This is a genomic window from Rugosimonospora africana, assembly GCF_016862975.1.
In the GTDB taxonomy this organism is placed as follows: domain Bacteria; phylum Actinomycetota; class Actinomycetes; order Mycobacteriales; family Micromonosporaceae; genus Rugosimonospora; species Rugosimonospora africana.
The window spans coordinates 55,490-81,567 of record NZ_BONZ01000084.1 but is presented as its reverse complement, the minus strand read 5'-3'; the positions used below and the strand labels follow the sequence as shown (position 1 = coordinate 81,567).

Sequence of the window (26,078 nt, the reverse complement as noted above, 5' to 3'; positions counted from 1 at the left end):
TCAGTCCACCACCGCGATGCCCAGCTCGGCGAGCTGACGGCGGTACGTCTCGCGGATCGACTGGGTCAGGTCCTCACGGTCGACGATCCGGCCGGGCGCGTACTCGACGCCCTGCACGGTCGCGAACGTGGCGCCCGCGCCTCCGCCGTACCGGAACGCCACCTGGCGGAGCGGACCCCGACCGGCGTTGGCGTGCAGGTGGAACCAGCCGGTGCCGACGGACACCACGCCGGAGTACCGGAAATCCTGCTTCACCACGGCGTCGTCCGGTGGCTGCGGTCCCGCCGTGTTGGGCCACGACTGGGTGTAGCCCTCGCCCGCCATCGAGATGAGCACCGCGCCGCCCATGTGCCAGTGGGCGTTCGAGATGTGGCCCTCGGGCAGCTCACCGACGTGGCAGCCGTACACCCCACCGGAGAGTTGCAGCAGCAGGTAGCCGAAGCCCGGACCGCGGATGAACGAGTGCTCGGGCAGCGGCACCGAGCCGAGGTCGTGGAAGACCGGACCGCGGAACGCGGTGCGGCGCCCGACCTGGTGCAGGCCGGGCTCGACGCTGTCGTCCAGCACCACGGCCTCCCGGTCCGGGAACCCCAGCTCGCACTCGAACGCGGCGCTCGGGCTGCCGAGCAGGTCCATCATCAGGTGCGCGTTGTTGACCAGCGCCAGCCGGGCCGGCTCGGGCGAGTTGTTGCGCAGCGTGAACGCCATGTTCAGCGGGATCGCGAACACCGACTCGCGCCGCCACGGCAGCTCGCGCTCGCCGCCTTCGGAACCGTAGAACACCACGCTGCCCTCGCCGGACAGGACGAGCACGTACTCCTCGTACAGGTGGCGGCGGCGGACGGTCTGGAAGCCGGCCGGCAGCTCGACGACCTCCAGGCTGCTCAGGCCCTCCATGCCGGGCAACTGCACGGCGACCGCGCTGGTGCCGTCCGGCAGGGGCGACAGCTCCAGGTCGAGCAGGCTCGGCACGTGGCCGTCACGGATCACCCGGATGCCGCGCTCGGCCAGGTACCGCTCGTACGTCGACCCACGCCGGCCGTCGGAGCCCGCTTCCGCCATCGGCCGCGCCTCCCCGGCGACCAGGCCCTCGGTACGGATGTCGCTTGTGGTCATGCAGCTACTCCTTGGTCATGTCGGCGTACAGGTGGTCGGCTTCGGCTGTCGTCCCGTCCCATTTGCGACTGGTCTGGCTCGGCGCGTCTGACGCCGCGCGACGACCCAGACCAGTCGGAGTCCGGGCACGGTCCCGGTCGGACAGCGAGCCACCGTCGATTACCGCGGTGATCTCGTTCAGGTCGGCGATGCCGGTCGCGGTCACGGCACGCTCGACGACTCCGGAGGCGTCCGGTGGCAGGCCCGGCGCCGCGCCGGCAAGGGCGGACGCCTTGGCCGCCAGGCGGTCGGCGGTCAGGTCCCGCTCGCCGGGCACCTCGTCGGCGGCCGCCTCGAACACCCGCTCCCCGGAGTAGACCCAGACGCGGGCCGGCCACGAAGCCGGGTAACGCGAAGTCAGGTCGTCCGCCACGTGGATGCGCACCGCGGCCATCAACGCGCGGAACGCCTCGGACGAGGGCAGTTCCCGCCGATCCACGTCGAGCAGCCCGGCGGGTTCCAGCGCGGCGAGCGCGAGCTGGTACGGCGCGCTGGACAGGCTGTCGCGGCGGGAGCCGACCGACGGCTTGTCCAGCATCGCCGCGTACGCGGCCGGCACCTCGACATCGATCCGATCGACATCGGCGCCGCGCAGTTCCTCCGTGGCGAGGATCGACCGGACGGCACTGACCGCCGTCATCGCCTGCCGCGCCGAGCAGAATTCCTTGATCCGGGGCCGGTGGACGCGCGACATGGCGGCGGCCTCGGGCATTCCGCTGTCGAGGAGGCCGGCCAGCGCCCCGCCCTTGCCGCCCGAGACGGCGAACCCGTGCCGTACGGCCAGCGCGCATCCGACGCCGGTGACGACCGCCTCGGCCAGCAGTATCTCCCGCGCGTCGCCGCGCGGGTTGCCGGCGATGCTGTGCTCGGCCGCGAGCGCGACCGCCGCGCCCAACTGTTCGTTGTCCGCGCCGAGCAGCCGCGAGGTCACCGCCGCGGCGGTGACGCCGCCGATGGTCAGCGTCGGCCAGACGCCGGTGGCCAGCCGCTCGGGACCGCGGATCGCCTCGCCGAGCCCGAGCGCGATCTCATAGCCGTGGACGATGACGTCGAGAACCGTGTCGAGGTCGGGGACTGCCGCGCCGGACCGGCTCTGTCCACTCAGGACGGCGAGAACGGCCGGCCCGACGATCGACCCGGGCGTCACGCACGACTCCAGGTCGACATCGTCGATCTCGGTCATCCGGCACGCGGCCACGAGCCGGAACACGCGGCCGGACAGGCTGGTCTCGCCGTACCGGTCGGCGGCGAGCGCGGCGGCGCGCCGACCCTGCGAGGTACGGCTGCCGACCAGCGACGCGAACGCGGTGTCGGCCAGCCGCAGCCGAGCAGCCCGGCGGTCCCGGCCGGTCACCGGCACCGAGGCCAGTGCGCGCACCAGATCTGGCGCGGCGAACCGGTACGGCGCCGGTGACGAGCGATGGTCGCTGTTCATCGCAGGGACCGGGCGCCCGCCTCGTCGATCACGACGGTGCGCACGCCGACGTCGGGACCGTCCGGGGCGGACCCAAGATGCACGATGGCCAGCACGTCGTGGCGCCGCAACGCCGCGTCGGCCTGGCCGGCGCCAGCGGAAGGCGCCGCCTGATCGGCGCCGGCGATCGGCGCGGTGGCCTGACCGGGGCCGGCGGGCGGCGCCTCGGCCGGGGCACAGCCGATGCCGTTGACCAAGAAGTCTCCGGCGTCGGCGCCGAGCGCGTCGGACAGCGTCACGCCCGGTCGCATGCGGGCGACGACGGCGTCGATCGGCGCGTCAGCGGGCGCGGTGGCACGTCCGAGCCGGATGGCGGCCATGCCCCAGTAGCCGAGGTACTCCACCGCCACGACGGCGGCCAGCGGTCCCCGGTCGTCGCGGACCTCGGACAGGGACGCGGTGCCGCCCGTCTCGGTGCGGGCCGTGATCCGGCAGTCGTGCGCGTCTCCGGCCCGGGCGGTGAAGTCCGCCGCCGCGAGCGCCGTCCGCCGTCCGGCTCCCCGGTCGTACGCGTCGACCGCCGCTTCGGCCGCCCGCTGGGCGATGTCGTGAGCGGTGGTGAGAACGGCGATCTCCCGCGCCGACTTGGCGCGCCGGTGCGCGGACACGATGTCATCGACCGGCTCGTACCGGTCGCCGAGCGCGGCCACGATGTCATCGCGGACGTGGTGCGGCAGCGTCGTGTCGAGCCCGGCCACGCCGAGCCGCTTCCACGGCGAGCTCCACGAGTCGGCCACCTCGACCACGGCCGGGCCGATCGCCGCCGCGTACCGCAGGTCGCCCACCCAGCTGACCGTCCGGATGTACGGGTGGTCCCGCGCGCCGCCCTTGCCGGCGAACAGGACCGGCTGTTCCCCGGTGCGAGCGACGAGCGCGCCGTGGAACGTGGTCGGCGTGTAGTTGGCGTAGTAGCCGAGGTTTTCCGGCAGGTGCGCGGCGCCGAAGATGACGACGCCGTCCAGCCCCCGCTCGGCAGCCGCCGCCAGCAACGCGTTCAGGCGGAGTTCGTTCTCGTCGCCGGGCATCATGGCCCGATCCAGGAAGCTGCGGCCACGGCGCAGTACCGGCTCCATCAGCGCCAGGTCCGCGGGCGCCGCCACCGGCGCATCGGTCGTCGTCATCACGCCTCCACGATTTCCAGGCCGGCGATCCGGCCGGTGACGATCTCGCCGCCGGCATCGCCGACGATGACCGGCTCGCCGCACATCAGGTAGCCCGCGCCGGGCATCATCTGGTTCGGGTGCAGCACGAAGCTGTCGCCGCCCTGGAGTACGAACATGTTGCGGCTCAGGAAGTCGCCGGGTGCGACGCTGCCGAAGCCCATGCCGTGACCGCGTACCCGCATGAACGGCGGCCGCGTGTACTCCTCCATGCCGCGCTCGATCAGCGGGGCGTCCATCGCCGCCACCACATCCGAGACGCTGCTGCCCGACTTGCACATTCCGATGCCGGCCGCGAGCACCTCCATCAGCAACTGGTGGTCCGCGACCAGGGCCGGAACCGGCTCCCCGAAGGCGACGGTCCGGCAGATCTGGGCGAAGACGCCGCCGACGCACGGCGAGAGCTCGGTGAGCAGGATGTCGCCCGGCATCAGCGTGCGTCCCCACGGCCGCTGCACGGCGCGGTTGCGCGTCGACGCGGACAGGAACACGAATGCGTCGTCCGCGCCGAGTTCCCGCAGGCGGCGCTCGATGATCGCCTCGACCTCCACATCGGTCATGCCGATGCGCAGTTCGGCACGTACCGAGTCGAACGCGATCTCGGAGATTTCCGAGGCCCGCCGGAACTGCGCCAGTTCCAGCTCGTCCTTGCTGCGCGCCTGCTCGTCGAGTTCGGCGTCGATCCCGGCCAGCTCGTACCGGCCGCCGGCGGCGATCACGCGGTACTCCAGGGTGTTGAGCTTGCGGGCGCCCGCCGAGCCGACGCGGGTACCCGCCGCGCGGGCGGCCAGGTCGGCGGCCGCCGCCGCGAACGGGTCGTCGGTGGCGAGCACGGTGACGGCCGGTGCCGCCTGCCGGGCGCGCTCCGCCTCCCACTCGCCGGACGTGTAGAGCACGGTCTCGCCGTCCTCGGCGAGCACGACCGTCGCGGCGCGCATCGGCTTGAATCCGGTCAGCCAGATCACCGGGTCCATGTCGGTGAACAGGTGCCGGGCACACGTGACGAACAGGGCGTGCCGCACGCCGGCGTGGTCCATCGCGACCCGGGCGCGCTGCACCCGCTCGGACATGACGCGGGCGACGTCGACCCGCGGGACCCAGTCGGTCTGAGGGGCCCAGTCGGTCTGCGGGAGCACGTCGGTCTGCGGGGCGCTCACCGGCCCGCGCCTTCCGCGCCGGCCGACGACGCACCCGCCGACGACGCACCCGCTGGCGAAGCAGCCGCCGCAGCGCCGGCCGACGACGCGCTCGCCGACGACACAGCCGACGACGACACGGCCGCCAGTTCGTCCCGCCGGCGCGCGCTCGCCGCCTCATCGGGTGCGCCGGACTCGTCGAGCACGACGCCGTACACGTCGGTCGCGGTCTGGGCGCTCACGTACCCGCGCCGCACGTCGTCGGCGACCTGCGAGACCGGGCGCTCCAGTGGCGAGCCCCAGCCGCCCCCGCCTCCGGTGAAGATGCGCGCGACCGAGTCGGCGGGCGCGTTGACTCGCCCGTTGACCGGCTCGAAGTCGCCGCCCGGCCGTTGCAGCGCGTGCCCACCGGGCAGCGCCGTATCGCCGCCCCACAGACCCCACGGCGGGCAGATGTGGCGTCCCGCCATGGACAGCCGCCAGGAGCCCTCGACCAGGTTGCGGATCTCGGTCAGCTGGCCGAGCCCACCCCGGTGCTTGCCGGCGCCGCCGGAGTCCTCGCGCAGCGCGCGCTTCTCCACCCGTACCGGGAACCGGAGTTCCAGCGCCTCGACCGGCGAGTTGCGCACGTCGCCCTGGCAGACGGAGACGGACGCGGACGCGCCGTCCTCGCCCGGCCGGCCGCCCCAGCCGCCGCCCTCGATGCCCTGCGCCACGAACGGGCCGGACGCCGGGTCCTGACCGAAGAACGCGAAGCTGCCGCCGAGCGTGCCGAAGTGGGCCGCCGGAATCAGTTCCGGCTGCGCGTCGGCGAGCGCCGTGATGACCGTGTCGACCACGGTCGGCAGTGCCACACTCCAGCTCGCCATCGGCGCCGGGAACTTCGCCATCATGAAGTTGCCCTCGTTGATCTCGACGTTCAGCGCCCGGAACGAGCCTTCGTTCACCGGCTCCATCGGCGTCGTCAGCGCCTTGTACGCCACGTACGCGCCGGCCAGCGTCCGTGCGTTGATCGAACCCTTGCGCTGCTCCGAGCAGCGGGTCAGGTCGATGGTCATGTCGGATCCGCTGACCGTGACGGTGACGTCGATGTCGACCGGCACGTCCAGGTCGGCGAAGTCGTGGTCCATCACCGAGTGCGCGTGGTACTCGCCGTCGGCCATCGCCGCGACGACGGTGCGGCAGCGCGCCTCGGTGGAGTCGAAGACCTCCTCGATGGCCGCCTGCACCTCGGGCACGCCGTACCGCCGGACAAGCTCGGTGAGGCGCTGCTCGGCCGCGCGGCACGCGGCGAACTGCGCGCGCATGTCGCCGAGCGCGGCGTCCGGGAACCGGATGTTGTCCGCGATGATCTTGAGTGCCTTCTCGTCGTAGACACCCTCGTCGATCAGCTTCAGCTGATCGATCTGCAGACCTTCCAGCCACGCGTCCACGCCCGCGCCGCGCGCGCCGAAGCCGGTGCTCATCCCGCCGACGTCGGACCAGTGCGCGCGGGTCATGGCGAACCCGAACAGCTCCCCGTCGATGATCACCGGCGTGTACGTGACCATGTTGTTGAGGTGCTGGCCGGCCACCCGCTGGTGGTTCATCAGGTAGCCGTCGCCGGGGCGGAACCCGTCCTCGCCGAAGCGCTCCAGCGCGTCGGTGATGACGACGCCGAGGTCGGCGACGAAGTGCGAGACGCCGCCGACGTTCTGGGCCAGCAGCCGCCCGCGCTTGTCGATGAGCGCGCAGCAGAAGTCGCGCACCTCGTAGATCATCATGTTGTACGAGCCCTGCTGCAGATCCAACGCCATTTCGTCGGCGATGGCCGCCAGCGTGTTGCGGACCACCTCGACGGTGACCGGATCGGTGGCGCCGTTGCGCGGTGCCGTGGTTGTCATGCCTTGCCTCCGGTCTTGTCGAATCCCCCGGTGATGTCGATCGTGATGTCGATCGCCCCGTCGGGGCCGATGACGGCGACGTCGCCCTCGTCGATGACGAGGGTGCTCGCGTACTCCTCGATGACGGCGGGGCCGGTCACCCGGTACCCGACGGGTAGCTGCTCGCGCTGGTAGATGTTCCAGTCCTTGCCGCTGGCGTGGCTGCCGACGCCGGAGACGACCCGGCGCGTGGTGACCTCGACCTCGCCGGACTGCGCCCCGATCTTCGGGCGGATGCGCTCGCGGCGGCCGATGCCGACCACCCGGAGGTTCACGATCTCCACAGTGGACGCGGGCGAGCTGTGACCGAACCGGATCTCGTGCAGGTCGTCGAAGCGCTTGCGCACCTTCTCCAGGTCGTCGGTCGAGCGGAGCTCGTCGGCCGTACACGGCGTGCGGAGGGTGAACTCCTGGCCCCGGTACCGCAGGTCGCAGAACAGCTCGACGGCCTGGTCGCGTTCCTCGATCAGCTCGGTGGTGAGCATGCCCCGTACCTCGTCGGACATCTCCCGGGCGACCGCGGTCAGCATGTCGGCGTCCACGCCGTCGGCGGTGGCGTAGATGGTGCGGACCAGCTCGTGCCGGATGTCGGCGAGCAGCATGCCGAGGGCCGAGAAGTGGCCCGGCAGCATCGGGATGATCACGCGCGGGATCTTGACCTCCCGGGCGACCGCGCACGCGTGCAGCGGACCGGCGCCGCCGAACGCGATGAGCGCGCAGTCCCGCGGGTCGACGCCGCGCTCGACGGAGACGCTGCGGACCGCCAGCCCCATCATGTTGACCGCGATGTTGATGACGGCGAGCGCGGCGTGCTCCGCCGACAGGCCCAGCGACGTGCCGACCTCGGCGTCGAACGCCGCTTCCGCGGCGTCCACGTCCAGGCCCATCTCGCCGCCGAGGAAGTGCGCCGGGTTGAGCCGGCCGAGCACCGCGTTCGCGTCGGTGACGGTCGGCTTGGTGCCGCCCCAGCCGTAGCAGACGGGGCCGGGACGGCCGCCCGCGCTCTGCGGCCCGATGCGCAGCGCACCGGCCACGTCCAGGTGCGCGATGCTCCCGCCGCCCGCGCCGACCTCCACGACGTCCACGACCGGTACCCGCACCGGGATGCCGCTGGCGAAGCCGCCGACGTAGTAGCCCTGGGCGATGTCCGGGGCGCCGTCGCGAAGCAGTGCCGCCTTCGCGGTGGTACCGCCCATGTCGAACGCGACCGCGTGGGCGATGCCGTACTCGGCGGCGAGCGACCCGGCCGCGACGACGCCGCCGACCGGGCCGGACTCCATCATCATGACCGGCTCTTCGCGCGCGATGTCCGGGATCATGACGCCGCCGTTCGACTGCATGATCAGCGTGCGACCCTCGAACGAGCGGGTCTTCAACACGTTCTGCAACTCGTCCAGGTACCCGCTGACGCGCGGCCCGATGTAGGAGTTCATCGCGGCGGTGGAGATCCGCTCGTACTCCCGGTACTCGCGGAGGATCCGGTGCGACAGGGTGAGGAACAGCTGCGGCGCGACTTCCTTGACGATGTCGCCGATGCGCTCCTCGTGCGCCGGGTTGGCGTACGAGTGCAGGGTTCCGACGGCGATCGCGGTCGCACCGGCGTTCACCGCGGCGGCCACCGCGTCGCGCACGGACTGCTCGTCCAGCGGGCGGACGACCTCGCCGCGCGCGCTCAGCCGCTCGTCCACCTCGAAGATCAGCTCGCGGCTCACGAGCGGCACCGGCTTGCGGAACAACAGGTTGTACGCCTCCGGCCGGTTGCTGCGGCCGATCTCGTACACGTCGCGCATGCCCCGGGTGACCAGGAGAGCGGTACGCGCGCCGGTACGCTCGATCGCGGTGTTGATGGCGACCGTCGAACCGTGCGTGAACTCCGGAGCCTCGCCCAGCGGCAACCCGCTCTTGTCGATGCACCGGCCGATTCCGCTGCTCAGGTCCGCCGGATCGGTGTAGTCCTTGGCCTGGTGAATTTCGCCGGTGTCAAGGTCGTAGGCGACGAGGTCGGTGAACGTACCGCCGATGTCGGTCGAGATTGCGATGGCCATGGGTCCTCAGGTTCCTCAGTTCAGGTTCGCGGCCGGGCGGCCTTGGGGAGCGTCGGGCAGGGAGTCGGAGGTCGGGGACAGGGGAAGCGGCGCGGTGGCGTCGAGCGGCCGGCGCGCCGCACGGCGGCGTGACTTGCCGCGCTGCATCCGGCCACCGGCGAGCTTCGTCGCGACCAGACCGACGATGACCGTGACGATGCTCATGATCACGCCGAGCGCGGCGGCCTCCTCCAGCTCGCTCGTCGAGCTGTATTCGAGCAGCAGCACCGACAGCGGCCGCGAGTTGCCGCTGGTGAGGAGCACCACCGAGCTGATGTCGCGGATCGCGGTGTCGAATGTCAGCACCGCCACGGCCGCGACCGACGGTCCGAGCAGCGGCAGCATGATGTGCCACAGACTGCGCGCGGGACGGGCGCCGCAGGTGCGGGCGGCCTGGTCGTGGTCCGGGCTGATCTGCATGATGCCGGCCTTCATCTGCTGAGTACCGGTCGCCATGTGGTTGATGATGATCGCCAGGATCAGGCCGCCCACGCTGCCGTACAGGATGCTCTTCAGCGGCGTGCCGAGGTAGAGCCAGAGCAGGCCGAGGCCGAGCAGGATGCCGGGTACCGCGACCGGCAGCCAGGCCAGCACGTCGACCGCGGCGCGACCGCGCATCCGGGTTCGCACCGCCACGAACGCGATGGCGAAGTACACCAGCACGCCGAGCACCGTGGCGCCGATGCCAATCTTGAGGCTGTTCCAGGCGGCCGGCGCGAACAGGTTGTCGTGCACCAGATCCGACCAGTTCGCGGTCGTGAACGGATGCTTGATCTGGAAGAAGCCGAACCGCCGCATGAACGACCCGACGATCAGCGCGGCGGCCGGCAGCCCGATGATGAGCACGGCGTACAGGTAGGCGAAGCCCGCGACCACCCAGCGCCGGACCCTGCCCAGCGCCATCGGCACGTCGCTGTACCCGCGCGCGCCGACCGTGACGAAGGTGCGATTGCGCGTGAGCAGGCGCTGCGCGATGGCCAGGATCACCATCACCGGGATGATCATGATGCCGAGTGCGGTGGCGATCCCGTACAGTGGCGGCTCGCGGTACACCCAGTCGTAGATCTGCGTGGAGTACACCTTGAAGCCGATCGGGTTGCCGAGCAGGTACTCGATCTCGAACGTCTTCAGCGAGTAGATGAAGCTCAGCAGCGCCGCGCCGATGATCGCCGGCCGGGCCAGCGGCAGCGTGACGGACACGACGGTCCGGAAGCGGCCGGCTCCGCAGCTGCGCGCCGCCTCTTCCAGACTCGAACTCATCCGTCGCATCGACGGGATGATCAGGATCGTCATCAGCGGCACCGAGGAGGCGCTGATGTGGGCGAGGATGATGCCCCAGAAGCTGTAGATGTTCAGCGGTCCCTGCACGCTCGACAACCCGAACAGCGAGCGCAGCACCGTGTTGATCACGCCGTTGGACGGGTCGAGCAGGACGATCCAGCCGAGCGTCATGGACAGCGGCGGGATGAAGAAGGCGAACCACAGGGCCACCTCGACCACCCGCCGGCCGGGCATGTCGGTGCGGGCGATCAGGTACGACAGCACCGTCGCGATGACCACCGCGATCAGCGTGCGTGTGACGCCGAGCCGCAGCGTGTTCCAGATCGCGGTGCCCAACTGCGGATCGGAGAGCGCCTTGCGCCAGTTGTCCAGCCCGTACCGGGACGCCTCGCCGGGCCGGGACACGTTGAAGCTGTTGAACAGCAACAGCAGGACCGGCACAGCGGTCAGGGCCGCCACGATCAGGACGACGGGTACCCCGCGCAGTCCGCGAAGGCTGAACCGGCGGGTACGGCGGAGATCCGGCTGAACCGGCGGGATCTCCCGGACCGGTGGGCGGGGCGGCGCGATCGTCATGCTGCCCACACCGAAACGCGCGCGGGGTCGACCTGCAGGGCGATGGTGTCGCCGACGCGGTGGCCGCTGCGACGCGGCGCCGCGATGCCGCCGGTCGAGCCGCCTATATCGATCTTGTACTCGTAGTGGTCCCCGAGGTACTCCTCCCCGACGACCTTCGCCGCGATCTGGTTCGGGCGCAGCGCTCCGCTCGGCATCGGCTCGATGTCCACGTCCTCTGGCCGGAAGAACAGTCGGACCCGTTCGCCGTCGAGCGAGGCCAGGTCGGGGCCGGTCAGCGGTGTGATCCCGCCGCCGGACGCGCCGTCCAGGCTCGGCAGGCGCACCGTCGCCTCGGCGCCGGACCAGGTGAGCGTCCCCTCGACGCTGAGCATCTTGCCCAGGAAGTCCCGCACGTACGGCGTCTTCGGGTGGTCGTACATCTCGACCGGAGTGCCGATCTGCTCGAGCTTGCCGCCGGCCATCACGCCGACCCGGTCGGCAACCGTGAACGCCTCATCCTGGTCGTGCGTGACGAACAGCATCGTCACGCCGAGTTCCTGGTTGAGCCGCCGGATCTCGCTGCGCATCTGGGTACGCAGCTGAGTGTCCAGATTGGACAGTGGCTCGTCGAGCAGGAGCAGATCCGGCTCGTACACCAGGGCCCGGGCGAGCGCCACCCGCTGCTGCTGGCCACCGGACAGCAGGGTCGCGGACTTGTCCGCCCACTTGTCCATGCCGGTCAGCTGCAGCACCTTGTCGACCCGGGTACGGCGCTCGGCACGCGGGACACGCCGCATCTTCAGCGGGAACGCGACGTTCTGCGCCACCGTCATGTGCGGCCAGATCGCGTACGACTGGAAGACGATCGCGATGTTGCGCCGCTCCGGGGCCAGTGACTTGCGGGTACGGGCGTCGGCCAGCACCCGGTCCCCCATCACGATCTGCCCCTCGTCGACCGGCTCCAGGCCGGCGATCATCCGCAACGTGGTCGACTTCCCGCAGCCGCTCGCGCCGAGCAGCGCGAAGATCTCCCCGCGTTTGATGTCGAGGTTGATGTGATTCACCGCCGCCTCGTGCCCGAAATAGCGCGAGACCCCCTCCAGCCGCAGGTGCGTACGCGCATCGGCGGCAGGCGAGGTCGGCTCCGGCGACTTGCCTCGCTGGTCTGCGACAGCGGACTTGGCGGGTCCGCCGGTCTCAGGGACCATCACCATGAACTCCTCCTCTGCGACCCAACGGCCGGGACGAAAGCCGGGACGGTTGGGGCGGTCTTGGTCATCGAGCGGCGGCGGCGCCGGCCGCCCCGAGGTGGGGCGGCCGGCGCTCGCGATCACTTGAGGTCGGTCTGCAGCTGGCTGACCAGCTGGTCGGTGTCGTTGGACGTCAGGAGCTTCCAGTCATAGGTGTCCCAGTAGTCGCCGCTGAGGTCGGCCTTGATGAAGTCCGGCACCTTGACGTCGACGTCCTTGCGGGTCGACTGGTAGCGGTTGGCCTCGTTCCAGACCTTGTTGCCGTCCGGGCAGAGCAGCCAGTTCGCGAACAGCTTGGCCGCGTTCGGGTGCGGCGCCTTGTTCATCATTCCGACCTCGCCATAGCCCGAGGAGATCATCTGCGGCGCGTCGTTCGGCCGGGCCACCACGCGCACCGGCAGGCCGTCATCGATGAGCTGGTCGAGCTGGCCGTTCGCCTCGGAGACGCCGATCGCCACCGCGTACTGGCCCTTGGCCACGCTGTCCGCGGCCTGCCGGTCGTCGGTCTCGAGTACCACGCCCTGGCCCTTGTAGAGCTGCTTGACGAAGTCCGCGCCGAACTTCTTCTCCAGCATCACCACGACGTTGAAGCCCAGACCCGCGCCCTTCGTCGGGTCCATCGCGACGATCTTGCCCTTCCACTTCGGGTCCAGCAGGTCGTGCCAGCCGTTGATCTTGTTACCGACCAGCTTGGTGTTGACCATGAACTGCTCTTGACCCTGGATGCTGAGGTTCGCCACGCTGTCGAACTTCGGCTGGTCGACGAACGGGGCACCCTGTGCTCCGCTCTGCCAGAGGCTCGGATCGGTCAGCTTCGGCGAGATGAGCGCCGACTTCAGGTCATCCAGCCAGCCGGACTGGTAGATCACCGTGGACATGGTGTTGCCGCCGGCCAGGAACGCGTCGAGGCTGTAGATACCGGCCGAACGCTCGCTCTTGATCTTCTGGGCGGTCGTGCCACTCGCACCGGCGATGTACTGGACGCTGACCCCGAACTCCTTCTGGAAGGCGGCCGGAACCTGCTTGTTCACCTCGGGGCTGGGGGGCCCGGAGATGGTCAGCTTGCCTTCCTTCTTCGCGGCCGTGATGAGCGTGGTCCAGTCGGCGGCGGTGCCGCCGCAGGACGACGCGAGGGATGCCGCCACCTGGTCGGTCGTCTGAGCCGGCTTGTCACTGGATCCAGAGCCACAGGCCGCGACGGCCGAAAGGCTGAGAACCGCGACGCCGACGGCTAAGGACACCCGGCGCGTACGCCGTGTCCTCTGTGTGGGAGCTAAGGGGTGATCGCTCACGATAGAGTCCTAAATCCTTCAACTGCAGCGAATGGATGGAGTCGGGGCGTAGCGGTGACGCCGCGCCGGTTGGCGGGTCATGCGGGTGACGGCTCGGCCCGGGAGAGACCTCCCCGAACCGAGTGGGAGCACGTCTCGGCGAGGGCATAGAACGGCGCGACGTGCCGGAGGTCGTTCGGATCACGCTCGCGGAGGTAGGCGTTGCGGAGTGTTTCGGCGAGGCCGTCGGTGTGCCAGATGTCGCCCCAGACGCGAGCGTTCTGTTGCGTGCGCTGCGCTGGGCCCATGCGGTGCTGCTGGTATTCGGTGAATCCGTCGATGACGTCGCGGCCGGCTTCGACCGCTCCGGAAAGCGAGTAGGCGAGGCAGTCCGCGTCCTGGATCGCCTGGCACGCGCCCTGCGCGAGGTACTGCAGCATCGGGTGGGCCGCGTCGCCCAGTAGTACCGAGCGGCCGTGCACCCACCGCGTCAGCGGCTCGCGGTCGTACATCGGCCAGCTCATGCCGCGCTCGATGGCGGACAGTGCGGTGCGGATGCGCGCGCTCGACGGTTCGAACGCGGTCTCCAACTCCTCCGGCGTGCCCCAGTTCGGCTCGCCGGCGAGGTAACGGGCGCTGCGGAACACAGCGACCTGGTTGTAGAAGCTTCCACTGCGGAGCGGGTACTGCACGAAGTGCCGTCCGTGGCCGATGAAGGCCACGACGTCACGGCTGTCGGAACGGGCGGCGACGCGCTCGGTCGGCACGGCGCCCCGGTATGCCACGTAGCCGGAGAAGACCGGCTCCGAGTCGTCGATGAGCTTGCGTACCGTGGACCGCAGGCCGTCGGCGCCGACGAGCACGTCGCCGTCGTAGCTGGTGCCGTCGGCGCACTCCGCCCGCACCGTGCCCGCGTCCGGTTCCACCACGCGTACCACGGTCTTGCTCGTGAGCAGCCGCACCGAGGCATCCGCCAGGCACGCCCGAAGCAGGATCGAGAGCACATCGCTGCGATGGGCCACCACGTACGGGCCGCCGAACTGTTCGCCGAACCCGGTGACGTCGAGCGCGGTCAGCTCTTCGTCGGTGGTGACGTCGGCGAGTACCAGGCGGTCCGGCAGGACTCCGACCTCGAGCACCGCGTCGAGCAGTCCCAGGCTGCGCAGAACGCGGGTGGCGTTGGGCGCGAGTTGCAGGCCCGCACCGATCTCTCCGAACTCGGGTGAACGTTCCAGCACGGTCACGTCGAACCCGCGGCGGGCGAGGCACAGCGCCGCGCACAGGCCGCCGATCCCGCCGCCCGCGATGAGGACACTCCGGCCGGTGGTCATCGTGCCTCCCACGGCGCGACGGAGGATGGCGTTGCCTGCGGTTCATCTACCGAGAAGGTCCAGATCACGCCACTGACAATTACTGACTAGCGAAATCAGATCAAGAGAATTCCTCTATGCGAAATTGCCCGAGACCCGACCGTGACCTGACGAGCGCGAACGTCCGAGCAGGTCAGGACATGCCGATGCACCGCGTGCCGGCAGGGCGCGGCACGCGGTGCGGGGCGGCCGGGGTCAGCGCGGGGCGGTCCCGGCCGGCACCCGGTCGCCGGCGCCCGAACCGGCCGCCCGGCGACCCAGCCCGTACAGCTCGTAGGCGTTGCGGTAGGTGATCCTGTCGAGCGACTCGTCGTCCAGGTCGAGTTCGTCGATGACGCGCAGCGCCGCGTCCGGATCCCAGCAGGGATAGTCGCTGCCGTACATGACGTGGTCGGCGCCGTAGAAGCCGATGGCGAAACCGACGCTGGCCGCCTGCGGCATCACGGTGTCGGTGTAGATGCGCCGGAGGTACTCGGTCGGCGACTTCGGGAGCCCGGCCGCGCCGGAGTTCTTGTCCATGCGCCCGGCCTGATAGGGCAGGGCACCGCCGGCATGCGACATGATCAGCTTCAGGTCGGGGTGCCGCTCCAACACACCGCTGAGGACCAGGCGGTACGCCGAGACGCTGACGTCGATGACCCGGCCCAGGCTGAGGTGCAGCGCCCCGTTGTACCCGCCGAGTGCGCCCTCGAACGCCTCGTCGTTGGGGTGGATGAACAGCGGCACGCCGAGCGCTTCGATCCGGTCGTACAGCTCCTCGTACCGCGGGTCGTCGAGGTTCACCTCGGCGCCGATCCGGCCCGGGATGTTGACCCCGACCAGCCCGAGCGTGCCGACCGCGTACTCCAGCTCGGTCAGCGCGACGTCGGGTTCGAGCAGCGGGAGCACGCAGGTGCCCCAGAACCGGCCCGGGTAGCGGCGCTGGCCGTCAGCCATCGTCTCGTTGTGCAGCCGGGTCAACGCGCGCGAGTCGCCGGCGCCGATCTCGGTGTTCGTGAACAGGCCGGTGAACGGTCCGGTCGAGGAGATGACGTCGACCGGACGGTCCAGCGCGTCCATGCGCGCGAGCTGCCCCTCCAGGTCGTACCAGTCCGCGGTGTGACGGCGGGTGCGCCCATTCGACCGGTTGAGTCCGTCTTCGACGTGCTGCGGGTACCAATGGAAATGACAGTCCAACAGCCGCTTCGCGCGGGTGAGCTCCGGCACCTGCATCCTCCCGGTCATGTCGCGCCTGGTTCCCGACCCGGCATCGCGCACGCGGCAGCGAGGCCGCCGGACATCACGGTGCAGGTCGTGCCCTCACTCTTCCCGCTCTGCGGCAGAATTGGTAGATCTCTTTCGCATAGTGGAATCGGTAGTTCCGGAGGAAACCGGTCCGACCCGGAAGAAAATTTCGACGCCGGCGGTACGGGGGTCGGTGACGCTCACCGCCGCGGCGCGGCGCGTGCCGCCGGGCTCGCCGGCGCCGGGCATTGACGCCTGCCGTCGTCGCATCCTGGCTGCCACCGGTGGTGGGCCGGCTCTCATGCCGGCTGTCGACCGGTGGCGGACCGGGCCTCACGCCCGCAGCCGCCGGTGGCGGGCGGGCCTAGTCCTGGCCGCTTCCGGTGGTGGGCGCGGCCGGCAGGTCAATCGCGTAGGTGACGCCACGGGTCTGCACGGTGAAGCCCACCCGCCCGTAGACGCCGACGGCACCGGTCGGGCTGTCGGCGTCCACGCTCAGCGCCAGGGTGTGCCTGCCTGCCGGGACCGCCGCCCGCAGCGCCTGGGACAGCATGGCGGCAGCGAGCCCGCGCCGCCGCCACGCCCGGCGCACGCCGACCTGTCCGATGTAGACACGGGTGGGGTCGTCGTCGAGGTATGCCAGCACGTAGCCGGCGATCTGGTCGCCGTCGTAGGCGACCCGGCTCAGCGCCGGCGCGAAAGACTCGTTGCGCACGGTCAGCGACTCCCAGTCCGGGTAGGTCCTGGCCTGCGAGCCCCAGTGGTCGGCGAATGCCTCGGTGTGCGCGGCGTGCAGGTCGCGGTCGCGACCCGGCCGGTATTCGGTGACCCGCAACCCGTCCGGTACCGGTACCGTTGCCGGCCGGTCGGCGGTGGCTTCCATGTCGAACCAGTACCGGACCGGGGCCAGCCCCGCCCGCCGGTACAGCCGCAGCGTGTCGGTGTCTTCGGCGTTGGTCGCGACGTGGATGACCCAGTCGCACTCCGGCGCCGTGTCGCGGTGAATCTCCCGCGCCCGGCGCAGTTGCCAGCCCAACAGATCCCGGCCGATGCCGCGGCCCCGCCGGTCCGGCCGGACCGCACCCATCAGGTCGATCCGGAAGCCCCCCTCCGGCGGGCTGGCAACCACGGCCACCGCCACCATGTCGCCATCCGGAGAGACGACCACCCGCGCGTCGCGGTCGTGGTCGCGGACCATCGACGCGAGCATTGCCCGGACCTCCGGGACGGTCCAGCCCGGATGGCCGCCGGCGTGCGACTCGGCGACATTGAACAGCGCGGTGGCACCGGCCGCGTCGGCCTCGGTGTATCCCCGGTCCGTCAGGCGTGCGACGTCCATAGTGTTGACACTAAGCAGGTGGGCAACCGGATTATCGCGGTGCCAGCGGTGGGCTCCCGGCGCTGCGCGAGCAGGACACCCGCGCCGCGCGGCGGCGGCGTGGCCGGTGCGCGCTCACCGTTCGGTGTCGACCGGGTGGAACTCGATCCGGTAGAGCGGGGTGTCGTCGGCGATGGGGCCGGCGTGAGCCGCCCGCCGCCGCAGCGACTCCCGGTCCGGTTCGCCCGCGGCGCGGACGTCATCGGGGGTGAGGGCGGCGAAGGGTACGAGTTCGATCGCATCCACTTCGATCAGTCCCGAGCCCACCCGGTAGTGGCCGCCCGGCTTGACCTGCGGGCGTGCCCAGAGCCGGAAGGACACCGTGATGTCCCCCGCCAATACCGCCTCTCGTAGCTCAGCGCTGAATTGCACGGATCGAACCTACCCGATCCCCCCTTCGGGTGAACCGTTCGCCGCTGGTACCCGGGCACCGGAAACGGCGGCCCGGATGACCTATGTTCGACCGTGAGGGCGTGAACCTGGGGGTTGCGGGTGACTACGGCGACCGTGGTGATCGTGAACTACAACTACGAGCGGGTTCTGCGATCCGCCGTCGACAGCGCCCTCGCTTCGGGCGACGACGTCGAGGTGATTGTCGTCGACGACGGCTCGACCGACGGCTCCGCCGACATCATCCGCTCGTACGGCGACCGGCTGGTCGGCATCGCCAAGCCCAACGGCGGTCAGGCGTCCGCGTTCAATGCCGGTTTCGCGGCGTCCAGCGGTGACGTGGTGTGTTTCCTGGACGCCGACGACCGGATCCTGCCGGAGACCATGGCCGAGGCGCGAGCCAGGTACGAGGTCGAGCCGTACGCGAAGCTGCACTGGCCGCTCGCCGAGATGGACGCGTCCGGCCAGCTGCTGGGCGGCGTCAATCCGCCGGTCGAGCTGCCCGCCGGTGACCTGTCCGATCTGGTCGCCGGCCGCGGCCCGGGCGCCTACCCCACACCGCCGAGTTCCGGCAACGCCTACGGCCGTCCGTTCCTCGCCCGGGTGCTGCCGATGCCCGAGCGGATGCGGGTCTGCGCCGACGGCTACCTCTACGACCTCGCACCGCTCTACGGTCCGATCGCCCGGCTGGACCACCCGGGCGGTGCCATCCGCTTCCACGACCAGAGCAACTTCATGGCCCGCCGGTACGACGACCGCCTGCCGCACAGCGTGCGCGCGCACGAGCTGACCATCGCCAAGATGGCCGAACGCTGCCGGGAACTTGGCCGCCAGCCCGACGAGTCGACGTGGCGGGAGCGATCCTGGCCGATCCGTTCGCTGCGGGCACTCGACGAGATCGACAAGGCGCTTCCGCCGCCGACCCGCTTCGTGCTGATCGACGGCGGCCGGATAGGTGTCGAGCCCACCCGCGTCCGGCCGTTGGTCCCGTTGCCGGAGCACGCCGCCGACACTGACGTACTCGACGATCTGGAGCGCAACCGGCCGGCATCGGATCACGTCGTGATTGCCTGGCCGTCGTTTCCGTGGTTGGACGCGCGGCCCAGCCTGCGGGCGACTCTCGAGACGACCCACCGCCTCCTGCTGGACAACGACCGGGTGCGTGTCTACACCCGTCGCTGAGACGTAAGAAACTCGCGAATGATGCGGCGGCTCGGCTAGCCTGTGACCATCACGGGCCGTCGGGTGACAGCGCCGGCCCCGACACCGAGACTGTGACCTCGGGAGCCCCCACCCATGGCCCGCGAAATCGTCGTCGTCGATCCGTCCTTCCGGGCGCGTCTACGCGAGCTGCGCGAGGAACGCCAGCTGTCATACCGGGCGCTCGGCGCACTCGCCGCCTACTCGCAGACGCACCTCTGGGAGGTCGAGACCGGGCGCCGGGCACCGACCCGCGAGTTCGCCCGGCGCCTCGACGATGTCCTGGCGACCGGCGGTGTGCTGGCCAGGCTGCTGACCGTTCCCGGATCGCTCACCCTCGACGACGACGCCCGCCTCGCCTACGTCGCCCAGCATCCCCGCCGCGTCGACGACGCCACGATCCGGCTTCTCGTCGGCATGCTCGCCGACCAGCGGGTGCGCGAGGACTCGATCGGGTCGACACCGCTGATCGAACCGGTCACCGAGCAGATGAATCAGCTCATCACGCTGGTCCGAGAGGCCGCCGGGCACCGGCGCCGGCTGATCGTCGACCTCGCCGCCCAGTGGGCACAGTTCGCCGGATGGCTCAACATCTCCGCCGGCCGTCCGGCCGTGGCCGAGACCTGGCTCGACCGGGCGATCGTGTGGGCGGTGGAGTCCGACAACCAGGACCTGACCAGCACTGCCCTGTCGTTCCGCGGGCACCTGGCGTGGACCCTGGGCGAGGTCGGGCCGATGGTCGGGCTGACCGAGGCGGCCCAGACCATCACCGCCGTGTACCCGGGCGAGCAGGCGTACGACGCGCTGCAAGCGGCCCGGGGGTATGCCGTCGCGGGTGAGCCCACCGCCGTGGACGAACTGGTCGCCCGGTCACGGGACCTCGAGGCCGTGACAATGGAGTACGGCGGCGAGATCCCGCCCTGGCACTACTACCGGGACGCGGCATTCTTCGCCCTCGAACGTGGCCGGGTATACCGCTACCTCGGCGCTCAGGGCATCGACGGGTACAGCCGGCGAGCCGTCGGCGAGCTGATCGCGGGGTTGGCCGCACTCCCGCCCGGGCCGGCGCACGCCGCCCGGTACCTCTGTGACCTGGCCGTCGCCCACGCCGTAGACGGGGATCCGTCAGCGGCTCGTGACGTGCTCGACGAGGTCGACCGGACGGCTGCCGCCACCGGCGATGTCCAGCTGGCTCAGACCGCCGGCCGGGTACGCCAGCAGATCTGCTGACGCGCGGCGTGGTTCCGCTGACGCCGGCCGTCTTCCGGTGACTGCCCGGCTGCGGCGAGGCTAGCCGTAACAGCGCGGCGGCCGGCGCCGGCGAGGCTCGGCCGTCCGTTCCCGGCGAGGAGGGCTGGCGGCATGGAGCGTGCACCGGGCCGGTGGACTGCCTCGGAGGCCGACGAGGCAACCGCGACCGGCCGCGTGCCGTCCTGCAGATGGTGCGGCGTACCGGTCGTGCGTGACGGCAGTGGGGAGTGGACCCACACCAGCGGGGCGTACGCCTGCCGGGACGGCCTGGGGTGGTGCCCGAAGCAGTACGCGCAGCCTCAGCGGGCCCGGGTCATTCCCCCGACCGGGCGGCGTTCGATCTGAGGGTCGCGTCGAGGGTGGACAGGTGCGTGGACCACCCGCCGCCCATGATGCCTCGGGCGTGCTGCTGGATCGGGTCATCGCCGTCGAAGCCGTCGTGTTCCAGGAACAGCCGGGTGCCCCGGCCCTCCGCCACCAGGGTCCAGGTCACGGTGGTATCCAGCCGACCGCCGCGCCAGCTGAAGCGCAGCAGGCGTTCGGGCTCGACCTTCAGAACCCGGCAGTGCACGACGCCGTCGAACTCGGCGTTCGGCCGGGCCTGGGTCAGGAATGCGAACTCGTGGCCGACGACCGGCCGGAAATCGTTGGGCATGAACCATTTCGCCAGCAGTACCGGGTCGGTCAGCGCCCGCCAGACCCGGGCCGGTGGATGGGCGAGGAACTCATCGACGCGAACCGTACGCGGATCAGTCATGGCTTGCCGGGTCGCCTTCCTCATCGAGCAGGGTACGCAGGTTCCCCAGCTTCTCCCGCCAGAACCGCTCGTACGGCGTGAGCCACCGGGTCAGGTCGCGCAACGGTTCGGGGCGCAGCTCGTAGTACCGCTGCCGCCCCGCCTTCCGCTCCCCCACCAGCCCGGCGTCCTTGAGTACCTTCAGGTGCTCGGAGACGCTGGGCCGGCTCATCGCGAACTGTGCGGCAAGCTGCTGCACGGGCAGCGGACCGCTGTCGAGCAGCAGGCCGAGTAGCTGACGTCGAGCCGGGTTGGCCAGCGCCGCGAAGACGTCGATGTCAGGCACCGGCGGTGGCTTGCAGCACGATGCCGTTGCCGTCGGGGTCGTCGAAGGTGACATACCGCCCCCAGGGCGCCTGCTGCGCCTCGCCGACCGGCAACCCCCGCGCCGCCAGGGTCTCGATGTCGCCGTCCAGGTCGTCGGTCTCCAGAACCAGCCCCTTGACGGAGCCGGGCGGCATCGTCTCGAACCAGGTGACCAGCGTGATTGAGGTCTGCCCGTGCTTCGGGCGGACCTGGACCCACCGCTGCTCGGGTCCCATCGAGTTGTCGGACACCAGCTCGAATCCGAGGGTGTTGAGGTAGAAGTCTTTCGCGCGGTCCTGGTCGGTCACGGGCAGGGACAGCAGCTGGATGTGCGTGAGACTCATGGCGCCGATATTAGGTAGGAGATCTCCTACCCGTCAAGGGCCGCCGCCCCACGGCGCGCCGACCGTCGCGTCGTCATGTCGCCACGTCGTCACGCGCGCTCGCGCCGCCCGGGGTCGGTGGCCGCGCGGGCATCGGCGAGCACCCCCAACACGGCCTCGGTCTGCTCCCACGGCACCGGGCTCGGCGCTCCGTCCACCATGGACAGAAACGCCTCGATGGTGGCCCGGTAGCCGAGGGCCGTCTCGCTGCCCGGCCCGCCCCGCAGCAGCGTGCCGCGATCCCCGTCCGTGGCGTGCAGGATCACCTCGTACGACTCCTCGGCGGTCACGCCGAGCACCTCGACGGTCGCGACGAGGCCGTCGTCCCAGCGCAGCACCACCAGCGCGGTGTCCTCCGAGCGCAGGGCGCCGTACCGGCGGATGCTCGCGGTCGCGCCCACCACCCGCATGGCCGGGCCGAGCAGGGCGACCAGCAGCTCCACGCCGTGGATGCCCATCGACACGATGGTCCCACCGCCGCTTGCCGGATCGTCCTGCCACGGGTTGTAGCCGGTAGCCCACAGGCCGACATCGTGGCGCACGGTGACCCGCGCGGCCAGCAGGTCGGCCCGATCGACGGCGGTGTCGGCCAGCGCGGCGAAGCTCGGCGCGAAGCGCAGCACCGAGCTGGACAGCACCCGGTGCGGGGCCCGAGCCACCACCGGGCGCAGCGCGGACAGCTGAGCCCGGGACGCGGCGGCCGGCTTGTTGACGAAGCACGCCAGGTCCCGGTCGAGGATCCGGGCCAGCGCGCCGGGGACCTCCGGCGTCGGTACGGTGAGCACCACGCCGTCGGGGTCGGCGCGCAGCAGTGCGTCCAGGTCGGCGACCGGCACGGCGTCGGGGTGCTCCTCCCGGAACCGGGCCAGCCGGCCGGCGTCCGGCTCCCAGACGACGAGCTGCGCGTGCTGCCGCAGGCCGCGTGCGTCTGTGTACGGGTGGCTGGTGGCCAGCCCGGCGATGCCGATCCTCACGGAGCACGACTCTATCCGGCGAGTCACCGGCGGGCAGCACGGCCGCGCTGCCCGGTCCGGTCAGGCCCCGCCCCGCAGCCGGGCCGGTGGAGTCCACCGGTAGAGCTGTTCGTCCAGCGCGAGCACCAGGTCACCGCACGGCAGGGCGGTGAACTCGCGATATCCGGGCAGGCCGAGGTCGGTGGCCGCCAAGGTACGGGTGGAGACCCACCAGACCCGGCCGCCGGACTTGACGTACAGCGCCTGGCCCCCCGGTGCCGGCTGCAGGATGGCAACCTCGGCCGGCCAGGTGCCGCCGGAGACCGGGTCGCCCAGACGCACACTGCGGCGCACCTTCCCGTTCGCCGGATTCAGCTCCGCCAGCGTGCTGTCGGCCACCGTCCACAATCGACCCTGGGTGTCGAACAGCAGCGCCGCGTAGCGGGCCGCACCCGGTACCGGGCTGCGCTGCCAGAGCACCCGGTCGCGCCCGATGTCATAGGCGAAGACCGTACCCAGGGTCTCCGGCGGAGTGCCGGCCCCGGTTCCGCCCTGGGTCCAGGTGCCGACGTAGACGATGTCCGCACGGCTGCGGGCCGGGGCGGCCAACGCGCTCGCCGCACGGTCGCCCAGTCCGGTCGCGGTGAACCGGGCCTGCCCGCTGCCGGTGTCGTAGACGGCCAGCGCCCCGCCGAACGTGGGCCCCTTCGGACCGGTACCGCCGATCAGGTAATCGCCGACGCGGGCCAGTGAGAGGATCCGGTCCTGAGGATCGGCGTACCCGGCGAAGTTCCACGCGGTGACCGGGTTGTCCGGGGTGCCGGGCGGCCCCGGCGAGTACTCCGGGCTGCTCCACGGCCGTGCCGGGTCGTAACGGTACCCGCGGGCGTCCGGATAGGTGCCCAGCCAGATCGCGGTACCGTCGTCCAGCAGCCGTTCGGTCTGCGAGAAGCGGTGGAACTGCACGGTGGCGTCGTCCGGGTCGACCCGTGCGAACCCGCCCAGGTAGCCGCCCGCCAGCACGGTGCCGTCGTGGGCGGAGGCCAGCGAGATGACCGGAATCGGCTCGCCCGGCAGCGTGGAGTCGGTGCTCACCCAGCTCTTGCCGGTCTCCGGGTTGTACCTCCACAGCTCGCCACGCCAGAACCAGCCGGTCAGCGTCTGCCCCGGCCAGTCCGGATCGGCCAGGTCGACCCAGCCCACGCCGCGGTAGTTGTAGACCCGCCCCGGGTAGACCAGCCCGGTGCCGCTGCTCGCTCCGGATGCCGGATCCCACGCGGTCAGCTCGTTGTTCCGCATCACGTAGACCCGACCGTCCGGGTCCGGTGCCGGCAGCTCCAGACCGGCCACCTGGGACAGCGGCGCCGACCACTGGCCGGTGGCCGGGTCGAGGGCGTAGAGCGGGGAGTACTTGATGTCGGTGCCGATCCGCACGTACAGCAGGCCGCCGGCGGCGTTGACGTCGAAGATGGACTGCGTGGCCGCGTCGACCCCGGACGGCAGCGGCAGCTCGGTCTTCGCGCCGCTGGCCGCGTCGATGGCGAACAGGTGGGCCGGCGTCATGGTGCCGACATAGACGGTCGCGCCGACCACCTCGACGGTGCGGGCCTGGGTGGTGTCGGCGGTGACAGCGCCGTAGTCGTGGACGCCGCCGCCGGCCGGGTCGTAGGCGAACAGCCGGGCGCCGGGGTAGGTGACGCCGAACAGCCGGCCGTCCGGGGCGACCGCGAGGTCCCAGAGGAAGGTCTGGTCGGCCAGCGGTTGACCGAGGTCGGTCACCGTGGCGCCGTCCGCGGACACCCGGTAGAGACGCCCGTTGTCGTACGCGCCGGCGTAGAGGCTGCCGTCCGTGCCGGCGACCACGGTGTACGAGCCGTCCGCGTCCGGCAACGGCACGCTGAACCGGGCCACCCCGCTGCGGGCGTCCACACCGGACAGTTTCGCCGGGGTTCCGGTGGTCACCCCGTACAGCATCGGGGTGCCGTCGGGCAGCGTGAGCACCCGCCCGCCGATGACATTCACGTCGTGCAGTGGCACCGCGAGCGGCACCGGTTGGCCACCGCCGGCCGGCGCACTCGGGCTCGTGCCGGCCGGCGCACTCGGGCTCGTGCCGGCCGGCGCGCTCGGGCTCGTGCCGGCCGCCTCCGCCGCCGTGGCGGGCAGCAGAGCGGCCCCGGCCGCGAGCGCGGGGGTGGCGAGCAGGGTACGTCTGCGCATCGGTCCTCCCAAGCGGTGCCAACCGGTTACGGTCCAGCCCGTATCATTCATCACTGCGGCATCCGGCGTCCAGATAGACTTTTCGGCCGCAGCCGGAACTGGAACCCGGGCCGAAGCGCGGCGGCCCGCGGCGCGGCAGGGCCGGGCGGGGCGCGCACGCAGGCCACGGCAGGGCCGGGCGGGGCGAGCCGCGCACGCGGGCCGCGGCGGGGCCGGGCGGGCGGAGTGCTCGGGCCGCGTCGGTTCGGGGCGGGCGGTGCGCTCAGCCCATCCGCGCGAGCATCGGCTCGGTGACCTCGTGCTCCAGCGGCGCACCCGAGGAGAACCGGCCCAGCTCCGCCAGCACGATCTCGCCCGCCCTCCGGCGCGACTCCTGGGTGCCCGCCGCCTCGTGCGGGGTCAGCAGCACGTTCGGCAGACCGCGCAGCGGATGCGTCACCGGAAGTGGCTCCTCGTCGAACACGTCCAGCGCCGCGTCGATGCGGCCGCTCTCCAGCTCGGCCAGCAGAGCGGCGCCGTCGACGAGGGCCGACCGGGCCGTGTTGACCAGCAGCGCGCTGTCCGGCAACAGGGCGAGCTCGCGCGCGCCGAGCAGACCCACGGTGTCCGGCAGCACCGGCGCGTGCAGCGACACCACCCGGCAGCCGCGCAGCAACTCATCCAGGCCGGTACGGGTCACGCCGAGCTCGGCGGCCGCCGGCTCGGACAGGTACGGATCGGCACACCTGACCTCGGCACCCAACGCGCGTACCAGCGCGATGTAGGCGCACCCGGTCCGCGAGGCGCCGACCACCCCGACGGGTGAACCGCGCAGCTCGTACCGGGACGGAGCCGCCTTGGCGGCTGTCCATTCGGCACCGGCGCGCAGGGCGTGGTCGAACCGGTGCAGGCGGTGCAGCAGTGCCAGGGTCAGCGCCAGCGCCTGCTCCCCCACCGCGTGCGCCATCGCCGCACCGGCCTGGGTCACCCGCACGCCGCGGGCGAAGCCGTCGGCGGTGACGTACGGCCGCACCGACGCGCCGGTGTGCGCCAGCAGCCGCAACCGGGGCGCCCCGTCCAGCACCGAGGCGGTCAGTGGCGGGCAGCCCCATCCGGTCACCACCGCGTCCACGTCGGCGAGCAGGCGGGCGAAGCTCTCCGGGTCTCTCGGGTCGGTGCCGGGCGGCGGCAACACCAGCCGCCCGGCGGCGGCGAGCCGCTGGTCGAGTGGCGCCGGGAAGAACATGTCGCGCAACGCGGCCGGCAGAGCGACCGCGACGGTGAGGGCGGACTGCACGTCTGAGAGTTTAGGTCGTAGCCGTTAATGATGGGTACCCCCA

General features: G+C 71.4%; 21 protein-coding genes. 2 read left to right on the top strand and 19 right to left on the bottom strand.

What is annotated here, in order from left to right; genetic code table 11:
• The 13 genes from Raf01_RS39360 to Raf01_RS39300 all read right to left on the bottom strand — a co-directional run bounded on the left by Raf01_RS39360 (position 1) and on the right by Raf01_RS39300 (position 17,635).
• A complete protein-coding gene (locus tag Raf01_RS39360) occupies positions 1–1,116 on the bottom strand; it encodes a cupin domain-containing protein (RefSeq protein WP_203923209.1) in 1,116 nt (371 codons plus the stop codon).
• Positions 1,117–1,120: 4 nt separating this feature from the next.
• The gene (locus tag Raf01_RS39355) at positions 1,121–2,590 is read right to left on the bottom strand and encodes an MmgE/PrpD family protein (protein ID WP_203923208.1); all 1,470 of its coding nucleotides are present in this window, start codon (positions 2,588–2,590) and stop codon (positions 1,121–1,123) included.
• Positions 2,587–3,750 carry a hypothetical protein gene (locus Raf01_RS39350; protein ID WP_203923207.1) on the bottom strand — a complete coding sequence of 388 codons (1,164 nt, stop codon included), beginning with the start codon at positions 3,748–3,750 and terminating at the stop codon, positions 2,587–2,589. The genes Raf01_RS39355 and Raf01_RS39350 overlap by 4 nt, the downstream gene beginning before the upstream one ends.
• Positions 3,750–4,946: a M24 family metallopeptidase gene (locus Raf01_RS39345; RefSeq protein WP_203923206.1), complete on the bottom strand. Its 1,197-nt coding sequence runs from the start codon at positions 4,944–4,946 to the stop codon at positions 3,750–3,752. Before Raf01_RS39345 ends, Raf01_RS39350 begins: the two co-directional genes overlap by 1 nt.
• Entirely contained in the window at positions 4,943–6,808 is a 1,866-nt protein-coding gene (locus tag Raf01_RS39340) for a hydantoinase B/oxoprolinase family protein (protein WP_203923205.1), read from the bottom strand. Before Raf01_RS39340 ends, Raf01_RS39345 begins: the two co-directional genes overlap by 4 nt.
• Positions 6,805–8,892: a hydantoinase/oxoprolinase family protein gene (locus Raf01_RS39335; RefSeq protein WP_203923204.1), complete on the bottom strand. Its 2,088-nt coding sequence runs from the start codon at positions 8,890–8,892 to the stop codon at positions 6,805–6,807. The genes Raf01_RS39340 and Raf01_RS39335 overlap by 4 nt, the downstream gene beginning before the upstream one ends.
• A gap of 15 nt (positions 8,893–8,907) precedes the next feature.
• Positions 8,908–10,788 (bottom strand): ABC transporter permease, encoded by a 1,881-nt coding sequence (locus tag Raf01_RS39330; protein ID WP_203923203.1) that lies wholly within the window; start codon positions 10,786–10,788, stop codon positions 8,908–8,910.
• The gene (locus tag Raf01_RS39325) at positions 10,785–11,984 is read right to left on the bottom strand and encodes an ABC transporter ATP-binding protein (protein WP_203923202.1); all 1,200 of its coding nucleotides are present in this window, start codon (positions 11,982–11,984) and stop codon (positions 10,785–10,787) included. Before Raf01_RS39325 ends, Raf01_RS39330 begins: the two co-directional genes overlap by 4 nt.
• A 116-nt stretch (positions 11,985–12,100) precedes the next feature.
• A complete protein-coding gene (locus Raf01_RS39320; RefSeq protein ID WP_203923201.1) occupies positions 12,101–13,165 on the bottom strand; it encodes an ABC transporter substrate-binding protein in 1,065 nt (354 codons plus the stop codon).
• Positions 13,166–13,389: 224 nt separating this feature from the next.
• Positions 13,390–14,622: an FAD-dependent oxidoreductase gene (locus Raf01_RS39315; RefSeq protein WP_203923200.1), complete on the bottom strand. Its 1,233-nt coding sequence runs from the start codon at positions 14,620–14,622 to the stop codon at positions 13,390–13,392.
• Positions 14,623–14,856: 234 nt separating this feature from the next.
• Positions 14,857–15,867 carry an amidohydrolase family protein gene (locus Raf01_RS39310; protein ID WP_203923199.1) on the bottom strand — a complete coding sequence of 337 codons (1,011 nt, stop codon included), beginning with the start codon at positions 15,865–15,867 and terminating at the stop codon, positions 14,857–14,859.
• A gap of 382 nt (positions 15,868–16,249) precedes the next feature.
• Positions 16,250–17,224: a GNAT family N-acetyltransferase gene (locus tag Raf01_RS39305; RefSeq protein ID WP_203923198.1), complete on the bottom strand. Its 975-nt coding sequence runs from the start codon at positions 17,222–17,224 to the stop codon at positions 16,250–16,252.
• 114 nt (positions 17,225–17,338) lie between these two features.
• The gene (locus Raf01_RS39300; protein WP_203923197.1) at positions 17,339–17,635 is read right to left on the bottom strand and encodes an ASCH domain-containing protein; all 297 of its coding nucleotides are present in this window, start codon (positions 17,633–17,635) and stop codon (positions 17,339–17,341) included.
• A gap of 120 nt (positions 17,636–17,755) precedes the next feature.
• Here Raf01_RS39300 and Raf01_RS39295 point away from each other — a divergent pair, with 120 nt between their 5' ends.
• Both Raf01_RS39295 and Raf01_RS39290 read left to right on the top strand, forming a co-directional pair.
• Positions 17,756–18,835, top strand: a complete 1,080-nt coding sequence (locus Raf01_RS39295; protein ID WP_203923196.1) for a glycosyltransferase family 2 protein — start codon at positions 17,756–17,758, stop codon at positions 18,833–18,835.
• Between the two features lie 114 nt (positions 18,836–18,949).
• Positions 18,950–20,083: a helix-turn-helix domain-containing protein gene (locus Raf01_RS39290; protein ID WP_203923195.1), complete on the top strand. Its 1,134-nt coding sequence runs from the start codon at positions 18,950–18,952 to the stop codon at positions 20,081–20,083.
• A 334-nt stretch (positions 20,084–20,417) separates the two neighbouring features.
• Here the strand turns inward: Raf01_RS39290 and Raf01_RS39285 are convergent, their stop codons facing one another.
• The 6 genes from Raf01_RS39285 to Raf01_RS39260 all read right to left on the bottom strand — a co-directional run bounded on the left by Raf01_RS39285 (position 20,418) and on the right by Raf01_RS39260 (position 26,035).
• A complete protein-coding gene (locus tag Raf01_RS39285) occupies positions 20,418–20,861 on the bottom strand; it encodes an SRPBCC family protein (RefSeq protein ID WP_203923194.1) in 444 nt (147 codons plus the stop codon).
• Positions 20,854–21,186: an ArsR/SmtB family transcription factor gene (locus Raf01_RS39280; RefSeq protein WP_203923193.1), complete on the bottom strand. Its 333-nt coding sequence runs from the start codon at positions 21,184–21,186 to the stop codon at positions 20,854–20,856. Before Raf01_RS39280 ends, Raf01_RS39285 begins: the two co-directional genes overlap by 8 nt.
• Entirely contained in the window at positions 21,179–21,550 is a 372-nt protein-coding gene (locus tag Raf01_RS39275; protein ID WP_203923192.1) for a VOC family protein, read from the bottom strand. The genes Raf01_RS39280 and Raf01_RS39275 overlap by 8 nt, the downstream gene beginning before the upstream one ends.
• A gap of 89 nt (positions 21,551–21,639) precedes the next feature.
• Complete coding sequence (locus Raf01_RS39270) at positions 21,640–22,563, bottom strand: Gfo/Idh/MocA family protein (RefSeq protein ID WP_203923191.1); 924 nt, start codon at positions 22,561–22,563, stop codon at positions 21,640–21,642.
• 60 nt (positions 22,564–22,623) lie between these two features.
• Positions 22,624–24,759, bottom strand: coding sequence for a PQQ-binding-like beta-propeller repeat protein (locus Raf01_RS39265; RefSeq protein WP_203923190.1), 2,136 nt, complete (start codon positions 24,757–24,759; stop codon positions 22,624–22,626).
• A 262-nt stretch (positions 24,760–25,021) separates the two neighbouring features.
• Positions 25,022–26,035 (bottom strand): hydroxyacid dehydrogenase, encoded by a 1,014-nt coding sequence (locus Raf01_RS39260; protein ID WP_203923189.1) that lies wholly within the window; start codon positions 26,033–26,035, stop codon positions 25,022–25,024.
• Positions 26,036–26,078: the final 43 nt, after the last annotated feature.